At 56.4% G+C, this 17,236-nt stretch carries 13 protein-coding genes; 1 reads left to right on the top strand and 12 read right to left on the bottom strand.

Annotation, left to right across the window (positions count from 1 at the left end; translation table 11 throughout):
• Positions 1-15: 15 nt before the first annotated feature.
• The 7 genes from rpoC to rplJ all read right to left on the bottom strand — a co-directional run bounded on the left by rpoC (position 16) and on the right by rplJ (position 12,583).
• Complete coding sequence (rpoC, locus tag V8J84_RS15525) at positions 16-4,272, bottom strand: DNA-directed RNA polymerase subunit beta' (protein ID WP_339932816.1); 4,257 nt, start codon at positions 4,270-4,272, stop codon at positions 16-18.
• 75 nt (positions 4,273-4,347) lie between these two features.
• A complete protein-coding gene (gene rpoB / locus V8J84_RS15520; RefSeq protein ID WP_339932814.1) occupies positions 4,348-8,487 on the bottom strand; it encodes a DNA-directed RNA polymerase subunit beta in 4,140 nt (1,379 codons plus the stop codon).
• 361 nt (positions 8,488-8,848) lie between these two features.
• The gene (locus V8J84_RS15515) at positions 8,849-9,703 is read right to left on the bottom strand and encodes a DUF4394 domain-containing protein (protein WP_339932812.1); all 855 of its coding nucleotides are present in this window, start codon (positions 9,701-9,703) and stop codon (positions 8,849-8,851) included.
• Between the two features lie 109 nt (positions 9,704-9,812).
• Positions 9,813-10,229, bottom strand: a complete 417-nt coding sequence (locus V8J84_RS15510) for a VOC family protein (RefSeq protein ID WP_339932810.1) — start codon at positions 10,227-10,229, stop codon at positions 9,813-9,815.
• A 65-nt stretch (positions 10,230-10,294) separates the two neighbouring features.
• On the bottom strand, positions 10,295-11,383 hold the full coding sequence (locus V8J84_RS15505; protein ID WP_339932808.1) for a sensor histidine kinase: 1,089 nt from the start codon (positions 11,381-11,383) through the stop codon (positions 10,295-10,297).
• Positions 11,384-11,627: 244 nt separating this feature from the next.
• Positions 11,628-12,002 (bottom strand): 50S ribosomal protein L7/L12, encoded by a 375-nt coding sequence (rplL, locus tag V8J84_RS15500; protein ID WP_339932806.1) that lies wholly within the window; start codon positions 12,000-12,002, stop codon positions 11,628-11,630.
• A gap of 68 nt (positions 12,003-12,070) precedes the next feature.
• Positions 12,071-12,583, bottom strand: coding sequence for a 50S ribosomal protein L10 (gene rplJ / locus V8J84_RS15495; RefSeq protein ID WP_339933158.1), 513 nt, complete (start codon positions 12,581-12,583; stop codon positions 12,071-12,073).
• A gap of 345 nt (positions 12,584-12,928) precedes the next feature.
• On the opposite strand from rplJ, the gene V8J84_RS15490 reads away from it, so the two are divergent.
• The gene (locus tag V8J84_RS15490; protein WP_339932804.1) at positions 12,929-14,674 is read left to right on the top strand and encodes an LTA synthase family protein; all 1,746 of its coding nucleotides are present in this window, start codon (positions 12,929-12,931) and stop codon (positions 14,672-14,674) included.
• Between the two features lie 81 nt (positions 14,675-14,755).
• Here V8J84_RS15490 and V8J84_RS15485 read toward each other — a convergent pair whose 3' ends face one another.
• From V8J84_RS15485 to secE, 5 genes are all read right to left on the bottom strand, one after another.
• A complete protein-coding gene (locus V8J84_RS15485) occupies positions 14,756-14,920 on the bottom strand; it encodes a hypothetical protein (RefSeq protein WP_339932802.1) in 165 nt (54 codons plus the stop codon).
• 112 nt (positions 14,921-15,032) lie between these two features.
• Complete coding sequence (gene rplA / locus V8J84_RS15480; protein WP_339932800.1) at positions 15,033-15,731, bottom strand: 50S ribosomal protein L1; 699 nt, start codon at positions 15,729-15,731, stop codon at positions 15,033-15,035.
• Positions 15,731-16,156 carry a 50S ribosomal protein L11 gene (gene rplK / locus V8J84_RS15475; RefSeq protein WP_339932798.1) on the bottom strand — a complete coding sequence of 142 codons (426 nt, stop codon included), beginning with the start codon at positions 16,154-16,156 and terminating at the stop codon, positions 15,731-15,733. The genes rplA and rplK overlap by 1 nt, the downstream gene beginning before the upstream one ends.
• Positions 16,157-16,269: 113 nt before the next feature.
• On the bottom strand, positions 16,270-16,800 hold the full coding sequence (gene nusG / locus V8J84_RS15470; RefSeq protein ID WP_339932796.1) for a transcription termination/antitermination protein NusG: 531 nt from the start codon (positions 16,798-16,800) through the stop codon (positions 16,270-16,272).
• Positions 16,801-16,985: 185 nt separating this feature from the next.
• Positions 16,986-17,180 (bottom strand): preprotein translocase subunit SecE, encoded by a 195-nt coding sequence (gene secE, locus V8J84_RS15465; protein ID WP_339932794.1) that lies wholly within the window; start codon positions 17,178-17,180, stop codon positions 16,986-16,988.
• Positions 17,181-17,236: the final 56 nt, after the last annotated feature.

Below are 17,236 nucleotides of genomic sequence, written 5' to 3'. Positions count from 1 at the left end.
TTATAGCGAGATGACTTACTCGTCGCGGCTTTCGGGTGTGTCGACAACCATTGTGTCGAACTCGTCCCCGCCAACGACATCGTCAGATGCCGAAGGCTCTGGTGCGGCAAGGGCCGCGGCCTGTTCAGCTTCTTCGCGGCGCGCTTCGATGACGACGTTGTCACGCGATGTTGCGATCGAACGCACACGCTGTGTCGCACCACCTGTACCCGCCGGGATCAGACGACCCACGATAACGTTCTCTTTCAGGCCAACCAGTTTGTCGCGCTTACCCTGAACCGAGCTTTCGGTCAGAACGCGTGTGGTTTCCTGGAACGACGCGGCAGAGATGAACGAACGTGTCTGCAAGGATGCCTTGGTGATACCCAACAAGATCGGCTCACCTTGAGCAGGACGATCACCGCGCTTGAGCGCCTTGGCGTTCGCCTCGTCAAACTCGGCCTTATCGACGTTCTCGCCCTTCAGCAGAACGGTGTCACCGCTGTCCTGAATCTCCCACTTCTGGAGCATCTGGCGCACGATAACTTCGATGTGCTTGTCGTTGATCTTAACACCTTGCAGGCGATACACATCCTGCACCTCGTCGATCATGTAGTCAGCCAAGGCCTCAACACCCATAACCGCAAGAATATCGTGCGGAGCGGGGTTGCCGTCCATGATGTAATCGCCCTTCTGGACAAAGTCACCTTCCACAACGGGAATGTGCTTACCCTTAGGCACCATGTATTCGACCTTCACCTCTGCATCATCGGCAGATTCAATCGCGATGCGGCGCTTGTTCTTGTAGTCCTTGCCAAAGCGCACGTAGCCATCGATTTCAGCGATGATTGCGTGATCCTTTGGACGACGGGCTTCGAACAGTTCGGCCACACGTGGCAGACCACCGGTAATGTCCTTGGTTTTGGCACCCTCGCGCGGAATACGTGCAACCACGTCACCGGCGTGAATTTCCTGACCGTCTTCAACCGACAGAACCGCGTCAACGGACATGCCATAGGATACGGGGTTGCCGTCATCCTTGAGGGCAGGTTCGCCATCTGCACCGACCACGATGATCTTTGGTGCCAGCTCATTGCCCTTGGGCGCTGCACGCCAGTCCGACACGATCTTTTGTGTCATGCCTGTCGCGTCGTCTGTTTCTTCGCGCACGGCAATACCGTTCACGAGGTCCACATAACGGGCTGTACCGGACTTCTCGGCGATGATTGGCAGTGTGTATGGATCCCATTCAAAGAGCTTGTCGCCGCGGTGAACATCGCCACCCTCTTTGACAAACACCTTGGAGCCATAACCAACCTTGTGGTTCGCACGCTCTTCACCGTCTTCACCCATGATCGCGATGACCATGTTACGGCCCATGACAACCATCTCGCCAGACGAGTTTTCCAGCAACTGTGCGTTGCGGAATTCGATCTTGCCTGGCTGGGATGCCTCAAGGAACGACTGCTGACCACCCTGCGCAACACCGCCGATGTGGAATGTCCGCATCGTCAGCTGTGTACCAGGCTCACCAATGGACTGCGCGGCGATGATGCCGACAGCTTCACCAATGTTGACGCGTGTACCGCGTGCAAGGTCACGACCATAACACATGGCGCAAACGCCGTCCTCGGCCTCACAGGTCAGTGGGCTGCGGATACGCATTTTGCCGATGGCAGCAACGTCGATCATGTCGGCTGTCCGCTCGTCAATGAGCTCGCCTGCTTTGACGATGATCTCGTCAGTGCCGGGCTTCACCACATCATCAGCAGACACACGACCCAGCACACGCTCAGCCAGCGATGCGACGACTTCACCATCGTTCACCGCAGCTTCTGCCGTGATGGCCATGTCGGTGCCACAGTCGACCTCGCGCACGATGCAATCCTGTGCAACGTCAACCAGACGACGTGTCAGATAACCCGAGTTCGCAGTCTTCAGCGCCGTATCCGACAGACCCTTACGGGCACCGTGGGTGGAGTTGAAGTACTCAAGAACGGTCAGACCTTCCTTAAAGTTCGAGATGATCGGCGTCTCGATGATCTCGCCGTTTGGCTTGGCCATCAGGCCGCGCATACCGCCCAGCTGCTTCATCTGTGTCACAGAACCACGCGCACCGGAGTGGGCCATCATGTAAACAGAGTTCGGCTCGCCTTCGACACCGCCTTCAAGTTCGGGCGTGGTCGAGATTGTGGACATCATCGCGTCAGTGACTTTGTCGTTGGCCTTTGACCACGCATCGACAACTTTGTTGTACTTTTCGCCCTGAGTGATCAGGCCGTCCATGTACTGCTGTTCAAAGTCTTTCACCTGATCGCGTGTCTCGTCGACCAGTTCCCACTTGGTGTCAGGCACAACCATGTCGTCCTTACCGAACGAAATACCGGCCTTGAACGCCTCGCGGAAGCCCATGGTCATGATCTGGTCACAGAAGATGACAGACTCTTTCTGGCCGCAATAACGATACACGGTGTCGATGACCTGCTGCACTTCCTTCTTGCGCAGCAAACGGTTCACGAGGCTGAACGGTGCTTTTGCATTGAGCGGCAGAAGCGCGCCCAGACGCAGACGACCCGGTGTGGTTTCAAAGCGCGTCAGCACCTCGTTACCTTCGTTGTCGATCTGCGGCATCCGCGCGTGAATCTTAGCGTGCAGGTGCACTTCACCAGCGGTAAGCGCGTGCTCGACCTCTTCGATGTTCGAGAACGACATGCCCTCGCCCTTCATGCCGGAACGCTCGATGGTCGTGTAGTAAAGACCAAGGATCATATCCTGCGAAGGCACGATGATCGGCGCGCCGTTGGCAGGCGACAGCACGTTGTTGGTGGACATCATCAGAACGCGGGCTTCCAGCTGTGCCTCAAGGGACAGTGGAACGTGCACGGCCATCTGGTCACCGTCGAAGTCAGCGTTAAACGCGGAACACACAAGCGGGTGCAGCTGGATCGCTTTACCTTCGATCAGGACAGGTTCGAACGCCTGAATGCCAAGACGGTGCAGCGTTGGCGCACGGTTCAGCATGACAGGGTGTTCTCGGATCACCTCATCCAAGATATCCCAAACTTCGGGACGCTCTTTTTCCACCAGCTTTTTCGCCTGTTTCACAGTGGAAGACAGACCTTTGGCCTCAAGCCGCGAGTAGATGAACGGCTTGAACAGTTCGAGCGCCATCTTCTTGGGCAGGCCACACTGGTGCAGCTTCAACTCGGGGCCGGTCACAATGACCGAACGACCGGAGAAGTCGACGCGTTTCCCCAAAAGGTTCTGACGGAAGCGACCCTGCTTACCTTTCAGCATGTCGGACAGCGATTTCAGCGGACGCTTGTTGGCACCCGTGATCACGCGGCCACGACGGCCGTTGTCGAACAATGCGTCGACGGATTCCTGCAACATCCGCTTTTCGTTGCGGACGATGATGTCTGGCGCGCGCAGTTCGATCAGACGCTTCAGACGGTTGTTACGGTTGATCACACGACGATACAGATCGTTGAGGTCGGACGTCGCAAAACGGCCACCATCCAGTGGCACCAGCGGGCGCAGCTCTGGCGGGATCACGGGGATCACGGTCAGAACCATCCACTCGGGGCGGTTACCGGATTCGATAAACGACTCGACGATCTTCAGACGCTTGATGATCTTCTTGGGCTTCAGTTCGCCTGTGGCTTCTTTCAGGTCAGCACGCAGCTGCTCTGCTTCGCCTTCAAGGTCGATCTGGGACAGCATCTCGCGGATCGCTTCGGCGCCGATGTTGGCCTGGAACGCGTCCATACCATAGACGTCTTGCGCGTCGTTATACTCTTCCTCGTTCATCAACTGACCATAGGTGAGGTCAGTCAGACCGGGTTCGATCACGACGTAGTTTTCGAAATACAAGATACGCTCAAGATCGCGCAGGGTCATGTCCAGCATCAGGCCGATGCGCGATGGCAACGACTTGAGGAACCAGATGTGCGCAACAGGAGCAGCCAGTTCAATGTGGCCCATCCGCTCGCGGCGGACTTTTTGCAGCGTGACTTCCACGCCGCATTTCTCGCAGACAACGCCGCGATACTTCATGCGCTTATATTTGCCGCACAGGCATTCGTAGTCTTTGATCGGGCCAAAGATGCGTGCGCAGAACAGGCCGTCGCGCTCAGGCTTGAACGTGCGGTAGTTGATGGTCTCGGGCTTTTTGATCTCGCCAAAGGACCACGACAGGATCCGCTCTGGCGAGGCCAGAGAGACCTTGATTTCGTCAAACGTTTTCGCCGGTGTGAGCGGGTTAAACGGGTTATTTGTCAGTTCCTGGTTCATTTCGATACCTTTTCAGTATGGCGGGAGAGTGGGAGTGGGCCGAACCTTTGTCCGGCCCCGGAATAAAGCGTGGCTTTAGTCCTCCACCTCCGCATCCAGGAGTTCCATGTTCAGGCCAAGGCCGCGGACTTCTTTGACGAGAACGTTAACGCTCTCTGGCACGCCGGCCTCAAAGTTATCTTCGCCTTTGACAATGCTCTCATAGACCTTGGTCCGGCCTGCGACGTCATCCGACTTGACCGTCAGCATCTCTTGCAGCGTGTAGGCCGCGCCGTATGCTTCCAGTGCCCAGACTTCCATCTCACCGAAACGCTGACCACCGAACTGGGCTTTACCACCCAGCGGCTGTTGCGTGACCAGGCTGTATGGACCAGTTGAGCGGGCGTGGATCTTGTCGTCGACAAGGTGGTGCAGCTTGAGCAGGTATTTCACACCCACCGTGACCTTGCGGGAGAATTGCTCACCCGTGCGGCCATCAAACAGCACCGACTGACCCGAGGTGTCGAAACCGGCACGCGTCAGCGCGTCGTTCACATCAGCCTCTTTCGCACCGTCAAAGACAGGCGTCGCAATCGGCACACCGCGTGTGACGTTGCCAGCCGCCTCGACCAGATGCGCCTCGTCCATATCGGCAAGACCTTCGTCATAGACGTTGTCGCCATAGACGATTTTCAGCGCGTCACGCACTGGGGTCATGTCACCGGAACGGCGGTATTCGTCCAGCGCCTCGTCCACTTGGATACCCAGACCGCGTGCGGCCCAGCCCATGTGGGTTTCAAGGATCTGACCGACGTTCATACGCGAAGGCACGCCCAGCGGGTTCAGACAGAAATCGACAGGTGTACCATCCGCAAGGAACGGCATGTCCTCCATCGGCACCACTTTCGAAATCACACCCTTGTTGCCGTGACGACCAGCCATCTTGTCGCCCGGTTGCAGCTTGCGCTTCACCGCGACGAACACTTTGACCATCTTCATGACACCCGGTGGCAAGTCGTCACCACGGCGCACTTTCTCGACCTTGTCCTCAAAACGGGCATCCATCTGACGCTTCTGCGCCTCGTACTGCTCGTTCAGGGCCTCGACCACTTGCGCGTCAGCCTCGTCTTTCAGTGCCAACTGCCACCACTGACCGCGGGACAGTTCGGACAGCGCCTCTTCCGTGATCTCGGAGTTCGCTTTGAAGCCCTTGGGGCCTTTCACAGCAACCTTGCCGATGATCATGTCGTGCAGACGGGCGTAGATGTTGCGATCAAGGATCGCCATCTCGTCGTCGCGGTCACGGGCAAGGCGCTCGACCTCTTCACGCTCGATCTGCAACGCACGTTCGTCTTTTTCGACACCGTGACGGTTGAACACACGCACTTCGACGATTGTGCCAAAGTCACCCGGCGGCAGGCGCAGGGATGTGTCACGCACGTCAGAGGCTTTCTCACCAAAGATGGCGCGCAAGAGCTTCTCTTCCGGTGTCATCGGGCTTTCGCCCTTTGGTGTGATCTTGCCCACGAGGATATCAGCGGGGCCCACTTCGGCACCGATGTACACGATGCCCGCTTCGTCGAGGTTGCGCAGGGCTTCCTCACCGACGTTGGGGATATCGCGTGTGATTTCCTCTGGCCCAAGCTTTGTATCGCGGGCGGCGACTTCAAATTCCTCGATGTGGATCGAGGTAAAGACGTCATCGCGGGTGATACGCTCAGAGATCAGGATCGAGTCTTCGTAGTTGTAGCCGTTCCAAGGCATGAACGCGACGACCACATTTTTGCCCAGTGCGATCTCACCGATGTCCGTGGATGGACCGTCGGCAATGACCTCGTCTTTCAGAACGGTGTCGCCCACCTTCACCAGCGGACGCTGGTTGATGCAGGTGTTCTGGTTGGAACGCTGGAATTTGCGCATACGGTAGATATCAACGCCTGCATCGCCCAGTTCCAGATCATGCGTCGCACGCACAACGATACGCTGCGCATCAACCTGGTCGATGATACCCGCGCGTTTCGCCATGATCGCAGCGCCGGAATCGCGGGCCACAACCTCTTCCATGCCGGTGCCGACAAGCGGCGCTTCAGCCTGCAACAGTGGCACGGCCTGACGCATCATGTTCGAGCCCATCAGCGCGCGGTTCGCGTCGTCGTTCTCAAGGAACGGGATCAGCGATGCGGCAACCGAGACCAGCTGCTTTGGTGACACGTCGATCAGGTCCACGTTTTCGCGTGGGGACAGCGTGTAGTCGCCGTTTTTGCGGGTCGAGACCAGTTCGTTGTTGAACGTGCCATCGTCAGCCATGTTCGCGTTGGCCTGCGCCACAGTGTGACGCATCTCTTCGGTCGCGGACATATACGACACTTCGTCAGTCACAACGCCGTCAATCACCTTGCGATACGGTGTTTCGATGAAGCCGTATTTGTTCACGCGGGCGAAAGTGGCCAGCGAGTTGATCAGACCGATGTTTGGGCCTTCCGGCGTTTCAATCGGGCACATACGACCGTAGTGGGTCGGGTGCACGTCGCGCACCTCAAAGCCTGCACGCTCGCGGGTCAGACCGCCCGGGCCAAGCGCGGAGAGGCGACGCTTGTGCGTAACCTCTGACAGCGGGTTGGTTTGGTCCATGAATTGCGACAGCTGCGAAGAGCCGAAGAATTCACGCACAGCCGCGGCAGCAGGCTTTGCGTTGATCAGGTCCTGCGGCATCACTGTGTCAATCTCGACAGATGACATACGCTCTTTGATCGCGCGCTCCATCCGCAGAAGGCCAACACGGTACTGGTTTTCCATCAGCTCGCCTACGGAACGGACGCGGCGGTTACCAAGGTGGTCGATGTCGTCCACGTCGCCTTTGCCGTCACGCAGTTCAACCAGCGCCTTGATGCACGATACGATGTCTTCCTTGCGCAGTGTGCGCATGGTGTCTTCGGCATCCAGATCAAGACGCATGTTCATCTTCACGCGGCCCACAGCGGACAGGTCGTAACGCTCGCTGTCAAAGAACAGCGTGTCGAACAGGGCAGACGCCGCATCAACGGTCGGTGGCTCACCGGGGCGCATCACGCGGTAGATATCCATGAGCGCGGTTTCGCGGTTCATGTTCTTGTCGTTGGCCATCGTGTTGCGCATGTAAGCGCCCACGTTGATGTTATCGATGTCCAGCACAGGCACAGTTTTGATGCCAGCATTGACCAGATCCATGACGGTACCGCCGATGATCTCGCCGTCTTTGTCCAACTCAAGCGTCAACTCGTCACCGGCTTCGACGTAGATCGCGCCAGTTTCTTCGTTGATGATGTCACGCGCGACAAACTTGCCAACGATTTGGTTGAACTGCACCAGCAGGTCGGTGACCTTGCCTTCGTCGATCAGCTTTTTGACGGAACGTGGTGTGACCTTCTCGCCTGCTTTGGCGAACACTTCACCAGTTGCGGCGTCAACAAGATCATGCGCAGGGCGTGTGCCGCGCACGCGCTCTGGGAAGAACTTGGTTGTCCAGGCCTTACCCTTCTTATCAAGCGTATAGTCAACAGTGTTATAGTAGGCATCCATGATACCTTCCTGATCAAAGCCCAGCGCATAAAGCAGGGTTGTCACAGGCAGCTTGCGGCGGCGGTCAATCCGGCAGAACACAAGGTCCTTGGCGTCAAATTCGAAGTCCAGCCAAGAGCCGCGGTAAGGAATGATGCGGCATGCAAACAGCAGCTTACCGCTGGAGTGCGTCTTGCCCTTGTCGTGGTCAAAGAACACGCCGGGCGAACGGTGCATCTGGGATACGATCACACGCTCGGTGCCGTTGACGACAAATGTGCCGTTTGGCGTCATCAGGGGCATGTCGCCCATGAACACGTCTTGCTCTTTGATGTCTTTCACAGACTTCGCGCCTGTGTCCTCGTCCACATCAAACACGATCAGACGCAGCGTGACCTTCAGCGGTGCTGAATAGGTCATGTCGCGCTGCTGACATTCCTCAACATCGTACTTCGGCTTTTCCAGTTCGTACTTCACGAACTCAAGCACAGCGGTTTCGTTGAAATCCTTGATCGGGAAAACCGACTGGAACACACCCTTGATCCCTTCGCCGTCCATTGGCGCGTCACTGTCGCCGGAGCGCAGGAACAGATCGTAGGATGATTTTTGAACCTCGATGAGGTTCGGCATTTCTAGAACTTCACGGATTTTACCGTAATACTTACGCAGGCGCTTCTGACCGAGGAAGGATTGAGCCATGTTAAGCAGGTCTCCATATTGTTGAAGCGCGCCTTGGGTGGGAACCAAGCCGCGCAGCTATGGCGGTTGTTGCGTTTCTATTCTGAAGTGCGCCCAAACACTTCTCCCGAAACAAGCAACTTACCTATCAAAACGCGCGTAGATTCGGCGCTTTGAAAGCTAAGTTTTTATGGGTTTTGTTGTATTTTGTGATGCCACACCAGTCCGACGAACCGCCCATCTAAGCCAGATCGGGCAAAAGTTCAAGGGAATCGGCATAAAATCCTGCGCCCGCAAATGGGGGCGCAGGATCCGTCATGGGACGAGGATGGTGCAGTTACACGGCAAGCCACTCACAACAAGCCGGGACCGCGCCGCCGCGTTACATGCCCATAGACACCGCAAAGCCTGAAAATCCCGTTACGCCCAGATCGGACAGCAGCGTGGCTTCGGCTGTTTCAAGATTGATCGCATAGAGCCCCGATGTCTCGGACCCGTCCAGTTGCAGGATGGCGTAGGCCATGTCGCTGCCCTCTTCAGGTGATACGATATCAAAACCGCCTGCCGTGACCAGATCAGCCGCTTCGCCGTCGATCATCACGGTGCCGATGGTTTCCAGCGTGCCTGCGTTGTTGGCAAGACTGACCAGCGCGTTGGTACGTGCGTCCAGTGCATATTGGAACGTGCTGCCCGCTTTGGCACCTGCAATCGCGTTTGTGTAGGCGTTGGCATAGATCAGCGGCTCTGTGCCTTCGTTCACGTCACCTTCGGCATAGGCCGTATCGGTGAAGCGCAGCACGGAATTCGCGCGTTCGTCATTGTCGCCAAAACCAACGGGGAAATAGACAAGGTTCGCACCGTCGTCACCCACCATACGCACAGCGTCGATGGCGTTGTTGAAGTCCATGGCCACAGCATTGCCCGACACCATCGCATCGTCAGCGAATGTGGCACCGGTATCTGTCAGCGCACCTGACATCGCGTCGATGGTATAGACCATCCCGTCGCGCGAAAACCCCAGCAGATCGCCGGTCACGGGGCGGTAGGCGATCGCATCAAGACGCGCGCTAAGGTCGTATGACGTCGCCGCTGCCGGATCAGCGATGCTGGACATGGTCACAAGCGTGTTGCCGTCACCGGCCAACGCATAACCCATCAGATTGGCGTGGCCGTCAGCGGCTGCGCCATTGGCAGCAAAAAGCGAGGCGGTGACAAAAGCGCATGTACGATAAAACATTGATATTCCTTTCAGTGATCAGGCCATTTGCGACCTGGATTACTGAAGGCACGTATATGGATAGCGAATAGTTTCAGGGCATCTGAAAGAAAATGCGCGTTGGGATTGCTCAGTCCTTATCGACCAACTGATGCACCTCAATGACATTGCCGTCAGGGTCGTAGAAAAACACCTGATGCCAGCCTTTGACCGCATCACTGCCCCAGTCGGAATAAGGCACACCTTGCGCATCCAGATGCGCCATGAAGGCCACGATATCGTCGGTGCGATAGGCAATGTGGCCGCGTTCTAACGGATTAACCACCTGCCCAGACCTGAAAGAGTTCAACACATCGCGCGGCGTCAGATGCATCTGGATCGCCCCGTCGGTGACGAACGACACATCGCCCACCAGCCCCTTCTCGTCGTTGATCGGCGGCAGTTCGGCCGGGTCCTCGTCACCTAATGTCAAAACGTCACGGTAGAACGCGTCCATCGCGGAGACATTGGTCGAACATAGATTGATATGGTGCAGCTTGAGTTTCATGCACCCAACCTGATCAAGTCAGCTGTTCGGTGCAAGCCAAACCCGCTACTGCCCACGCCCCTTGGCTACTGCCCGGTATGGGGAAAGGTTACTTTTATCGAACGACCCTGATCGGTTTCCGCGCTGACAAATTGACCATTTAGCTGATCTACAGCCGCTTCCATGACAACCTTACCGATCCCGGTGCTTTTCTCGGCGGTGTTCTCGGTCACGCTGGTATCGGGGTGTTCATCGCGCACGGTGAGAGACACAGTCTTGTTTTCAAGCTGTAGCGATACGTAAATTGTTCCGGTCTTATAGCCGATGAATGCATGCTTGTGTGCGTTGGTCAGCAGTTCAACAACGATGACGCCAACATGGACAATTTGCTCCACCTCAAGCGCGACCTGATCGCAAGACAGCTGCAATTCAATTTCTTTGTAATCGGACGCCATCAGATCATGAATATCGCGTGATAGCCGTTCAACGTAGCTACATGCATCCACGCCATCATTGTTCGATTGCGAAAGCATTGCTTCATACAGACGCATCACACTGTCGATGCGCCCACCGAGACGGCCCAATGACTGCCGCAAGGTTTCATCATCGGTCTTCCGGCTTTCCGACCGCACAATGCCCTTCAAAACAGCCAAGTTATTTTTGACGCGGTGATGCGTTTCCAAAAGCGCATTCTGCGCTGCTTCGCGGGCTTTGGTTTCGGCTTTTCCAAGCTGGATCGACTTCGTACGGTCCTGACAGGTTACGAAAATACCCAATGCGCCGTCACCGTAATCCTCGTCTAGGATAGGACTATAGCTGTACATCCAGTGACGGTCCTCCCAAACGCCATCGACCATTATCGGGATCAAGGCATCTTCGGACGTATAAGCCTCGCCGCTTGTCATCACAGTCTCGAGCTTGTCACCCACAGTTTCCCAAGCGTCAGCCCACAGAACACGCCCTTCCTGCCCGACCTGATCCAGGTTGCGATCCAATTCGAACAGACCTGCAAACGCATCATTGTAAAAGCAATACAGTTGGTCCCCCCAGAGAATTTCCGTGGGTTGCTGGCTGGTCAGCATGATCCGCAACATGGTTTTCAGTTCTTGGGGCCAGCCTTCGGGATGGCCCAGAGGATGCGCCGTCCATTCCTTACTGCGGACAGCACGCCCCATGTCGCCGCCTCCTGACAGGAAAGCCGGCGCCTTGCTACCATCCCACAAATTCAGTTCCTTGGAACCCGGCATAGCGTATTTCTCAATTTATAATACAAATTCAATATATACCGTTTTCGGGTGCTGAGAAGGCAATATTCCCAAGGTCCGAAATGGCGCAGCCAAACCTATGACATGCTCTATGAAAAAACCCGGAACGCATTGCTGCGCTCCGGGCTTTCTTGATCGTAGTGATTGAGGTGGCTTAGGCCAGCTCGACCTCTGCGCCAGCTGCTTCCAGCTTGGCTTTGATCTCTTCGGCTTCTGCTTTTGCAGCACCTTCTTTGATCTTGCCGCCAGCTTCAACGAGGTCTTTGGCTTCTTTCAGGCCAAGACCTGTGATGCCGCGGACTTCTTTGATGACGTTGATCTTGGATGCGCCAGCGTTCTTGAGAACGACGTCAAACTCGGTCTTCTCTTCTGCTGCTGCACCACCGGCGTCGCCGCCAGCTGCCATCATCACTGCGCCGCCAGCTGCGGGCTCGATGCCATACTCGTCCTTGAGGATGGTTTTCAGTTCTTGTGCTTCGAGAAGGGTCAGACCAACGATCTCTTCAGCAAGTTTCTTCAGATCAGCCATTTGCTTTTCCATTTCTAAATTAGTGTGTTCCAACGTGAGGGTGACACCCCCAAGTCAATCCAGATGCCTTATGCAGCTTTCTCTTCGATGGTCGAAAGAATGCTCGCGATGTTCGAAGCAGGCGCGCCAATGGCCCCGGCGATGTTGCTTGCAGGTGCACCAATGCAGCCAACGATGGAAGCGATAAGCTCCTCGCGTGATGGCATTGCAGCAACTGATTTCACACCAGCGACGTCCAGAGCGTTCTCACCCATTGCACCACCAAGGATGACAAGCTTGTCATTCTTTTTGGCGTATCCATCGACCACTTTCGCTGCTGCGACAGGGTCTTCGGAATAGGCAAGTACGGTCATGCCTTCGAGGTATTCAGCGATGCTTGCGCATGGCTTACCCTCAAGGGCGATTTTGGCGAGCTTGTTCTTGGCAACGCGAACTGCGCCACCTGCATCACGCATTTCTGCGCGCAGGTCCTGCATTTCGGCAACTGTCATGCCTTCGTAGTGGGCAACCACAACGACGCCAGAGCTTTCAAAGACTTGGCCGAGTTCATCGACCAGCTGTTCTTTTTGTGCTCTATCCACAGTTTCACTCCAAGTTTGGGGCGGTATGCCCCGGCTCAATTTGGCCGAACGGAACCGTCCGGCTGTCGTAGTCCATAAGATACGGGGGTTGAGCCTAGAGCAGCCTGCGGAGAGCCACAGGAATTTCGAGGTCTAATCCCGTCTCAAGCAGGAATTACAGGCCATGCGGCCAACCCACTGTCTCGGACGAAGAATCAAATCCAGCCGCAGCCGGATCCGAATAGGGGCGTCCTAAGGGCAAAAATCCGCTTTGTGAAGACCCTGTGCCTGCGTTTTCCCAATTTTTCTTGCGCAAGACCGCAGGATTGACGATCACCCCCTTACTCCGGTTGACGAAGGTGATCCATGCATACTGAGACGTCCCAGCGCGATCTGAAAGGCGTCGCCAAGCGTTATCTGTGGCGCGTCGCCCAGATTTTTACCTTGTTCGGGGTGCTGACGCTTATTCACCGTGCGCGTGGCGTCTATCTTGTGGAAAGCAAAACCGCCTTTGGTGATCTTTACGATCTCTATCCCGGGGCCAGCCAAATGGATGTGATCTGGATCGTTTATGGCAATGCGATCACCAATGGCTTGCAGGCGGATATCCTGTTTTGCCTGTGCTCCGCCCTGTTGCTGCCTGCACTGCCGCGTGTTGTGCGCATCGCGGCGACGCTTGCGCTCATCATCTTTTACGCCGCCAATCTTGAGCATATCCATTACAACCTTGCCCACATCGACTTTGGCCTTTTGGGGCTGGGCGCTGATGGCACGTTTCTGCTGGCACAATTCACCGAACAGCTCGCGATTTATCTGGCCGTGTTTGCGCTTTTTGCCGTCATCGTGGCGGCGATCCAGTGGATGCGGATCGGCGGATGGCTGTCCGTTATTCTAACCGTTCTGATCGTGCCCTTTGCGGCATTGCCGCTGGCGTCTTTTGATCCCGAAGACAATATGTGGCTGCAAACGCATCCACTTGTGCCAACCTTTTCCGCATCAAACCTTGCAGACGATCCGCGTCAGTTTGACATCGCAACGCCGACGCCGCTTGCCCAGCTTCCTGATACAGCAACGCGCCAGAATGTGCTGATCGTCTATCTGGAGGGCGTGTCGCATCACAGCATTGCCAAGGCCGATATGGCAACCCTGCGCGGCCTCAGCGACCGCTACACGACATATGACCGGTATTTTGCGCACCAACTGATTACCGCCAACGGGCTTTATGCGACGCTGCTGGGCGACTACCCGCTTTTCACCTCTCCCGACCGCAAATGGAGCCTGCTGCAAGCCGATGATCCTCTGACGCGAACCGCGTTGCCGGCGGTGCTGCGGGACGCGGGGTATCAAACCGCCTTCGTGCAATCGGCCGACCTCAGCTACATGCAAAAAGACCGCGTGCTGCCGTTGATCGGTTTCGATCAGATCGCGGGCGATGCCGATATCGACCCGAATGCGGCGCGGTCCGGTTGGGGCGTCAATGATATGGTGCTGTTCGACAAGGTGATCGAAACGATCGACGGTTTTGATCCCCATCGCCCGTGGATGCTGGCCACGCTGACCACCGGAACGCATAGCCCCTATAATGTTCCTGACGACTTTGCTGCGGGCGAGAACCGCCGGATCAGAGCGTTGAAATTCGCGGATGAAGCCGTTGCGCAACTACTAGCCGATCTAGAAGCGCGCGACCTTCTGGACGACACTTTGGTGATCATCACGTCCGATGAATCCCGCGAGGCGGTTCTTGGCAGCAGGCTGACCGGAGAGGTGGCGCTGAACTGGTTGCCGCTTATCGTGATAGAACCTGACGCCCTTGCTCTGCGCGTTTCGGACTACGTTGTCTCAACCGACTTGCCCGCGCTGGTGATGGCGCATTTGGATGGCCGCACCTTTGCCCCCTCGCAGGATCGGGCCATCATTCTGGGAAACATCATCGCAGGGCGTGTGAATGCGTTTGACCAGACAAGCGGCGAGCTGGTGTCATGCCGTGTCAGTGATTTCGCCTGTCTGGTTTATCGGGGCATCACCGACCTTGGCGATGTGCAGGGCTCTGTCTTTGTCGGGCAAGCGATGCTGCCCGCCTTTCAGGACCAGATCGAGGCGTTGGAAGAATAGACAGCAACCGAGGCCGGAAACCGCTGTTCTCAACAAAAAAGGAGGCGCATCACGGCGCCCCCTTTTTGCATACCCTCAGAATCAGCTTTTGCGGCTTTGATCCGTAGCGTTGGGACTACCCGCCGGGCCTTCGCTCATGGTTTCAGTAGGATTATGCCATTTGTCTTTGACGTTCTCGCGCGGTTTGGGCGTGTCGTCTTTGGCAATATCGGGACGGCGATCTTCGTTTTTGTCGTGGACGGACATGGTCGTTCTCCTTCTTGCTGATAGGAAAACGCATGGTGCCGCCTGTCGTTCCAAACGAAAACGGCGGCCCCGTCGGGACCGCCGTTCAATTCGTATCAAAAACCTGAAAGGCTTAGTTGCCAGTCGCGCTTGCGATGGACAGCGAAACGCCTGGGCCCATTGTCGAAGATACGGCGATCTTCTTCATGTATGTGCCTTTGGCGCCTGTCGGCTTGGCTTTCTGAACCGCGTCAACAAATGCTGTCACGTTCTCTTCCAGCTGCTTGGCTGTGAAAGAGGCCTTGCCGATACCCGCGTGAACCACACCAGCTTTTTCAGCTTTGAACTGCACCTGACCGCCTTTGGCGTCTTTGACAGCCTGTGCCACATCCATGGTTACTGTGCCAACGCGCGGGTTTGGCATCAGGTTACGTGGACCCAGAACCTTACCCAGACGGCCAACAACGCCCATCATGTCGGGTGTTGCAATGCAGCGATCAAAGTCGATTGTGCCGCCCTGAACAGTTTCCATCAGGTCCTCTGCACCAACGATGTCAGCACCAGCGGCTTTCGCCTCTTCTGCTTTTTCACCACGGGCGAACACAGCTACGCGAACTGTTTTGCCTGTGCCGTTTGGCAGGGACACTGTGCCACGGACCATCTGGTCGGCGTGACGGGGGTCAACACCCAGCTGCAGCGAGATTTCGACGGTTTCGTCAAACTTCGCCTTGGCGTTGTCTTTGACCAGTGCCACAGCCTCTTCGACAGTGACGTTCTCTTTGCCAGCAAATGCTTCGCGCGCTGCTGTTGTGCGCTTACCGTATTTTGCCATTACTTCACCTCGATGCCCATGGAGCGGGCAGAACCCGCGATGATCAGCATTGCGCCCTCGATGGACGTTGCATTCAGGTCTTTCATCTTGGCTTCGGCGATTTCACGCACCTGCTTGCCCGAGATGGAGCCAGCCACTGTACGACCGGGTGCGGTCGAACCGGACTGCAGCTTGGCGGCTTTCTTGATGTAATAGGACGCAGGTGGCGTCTTGATTTCCATCGAGAAGGACTTGTCTGCATAGTAGGTAATGACAGTCGGGCAAGGTGCGCCGGCTTCCATTTCCTGCGTCTTGGCGTTGAACGCCTTACAGAATTCCATGATGTTGATACCGCGCTGACCCAGCGCTGGACCGACGGGTGGGGATGGGTTTGCTTTACCAGCTGGCACTTGCAGCTTGAGCGTCCCTACGACTTTCTTGGCCATGTGGCCCTCCTTTTCAGCGACAGGCGATTGCCCGTCCTACAATGCCCCGATCATTTGGGGCGGTTTTGCCGTGGTTCGGGGTCACCCCCTCCCACGTCTGAACGCGCTTGCGGTTATTGCTTAACCACCTGCGTGTATTCCAATTCGACCGGCGTCGCGCGGCCAAAGATCGACACAGTCACCTTCAGGCGCTGGTTCTCGTCGTCCACTTCCTCGACCATGCCGTCGAAGTCTTCAAACGGACCGTCAGAGACCTTAACCTTCTCGCCCACTTCAAAGTGGATGAGGGTGCGCGGTGCTTCCTGACCTTCTTCGACGCGGCCAAGGATGGCCTGCACTTCGGCGTCACGCATCGGCATCGGGCGGCCTTGCGGACCCAGGAAACCAGTGACGCGGTTGATCGAGTTGATCAGGTGATAGCCCTCGTCGGACATTTCCATGTGTACCAGCACGTAGCCGGGCATAAAGCGACGCTCGGCTGTCACCTTCTTGTTGCGGCGGATTTCGATGACTTCTTCGGTCGGCACCAGCACTTCGTCGATCTGATCGACAAGGCCCTGCTCTTCGACTTTCTGACGGATGGTCTCGGCGATCTTCTTTTCGAAGTTCGACAGGACGCTTACCGAATACCAACGCTTTGCCATGTGACAGGTCACCCATATCAAGCACGGGCTTCCCCGCGCATTTTCATCCAAGTCGGGAAATAAAATACGGCGCGCAACTTGATTCGCCGCACGCCTTATCCCGAAGTTGTCGCGCTGATACCGCCAGCGCCGCGTCTGATCAAGGGGCGGGCCCTAAAAAAGCCCCGCCACACCAGCAGACGGTCTTAGCCGCCGAAGTAGGACAGGACGCCCTGCAATCCGCCGCGGATGATCAGATCAACCAGCGAAAAGAAGATCGCCGTCAACGCCGCCATGATAAACACCATGATCGTGGTCATCACCACCTCGCGGCGGGTCGGCCAGACGACTTTGGCGATCTCGGCGCGGGTTTCCTGAATAAAACGGACAGGGTTGGCCATCGGGGTCTTCCTTGTTGCAACACGAGGCACATACGCAGTCTTTGCCATCAGTTCAA

Origin of the sequence: Yoonia sp. 208BN28-4 (genome assembly GCF_037543925.1) — a bacterium.
Taxonomy (GTDB): Bacteria; Pseudomonadota; Alphaproteobacteria; order Rhodobacterales; family Rhodobacteraceae; genus Yoonia.
This window is presented reverse-complemented; position numbering and strand designations above follow the sequence as displayed.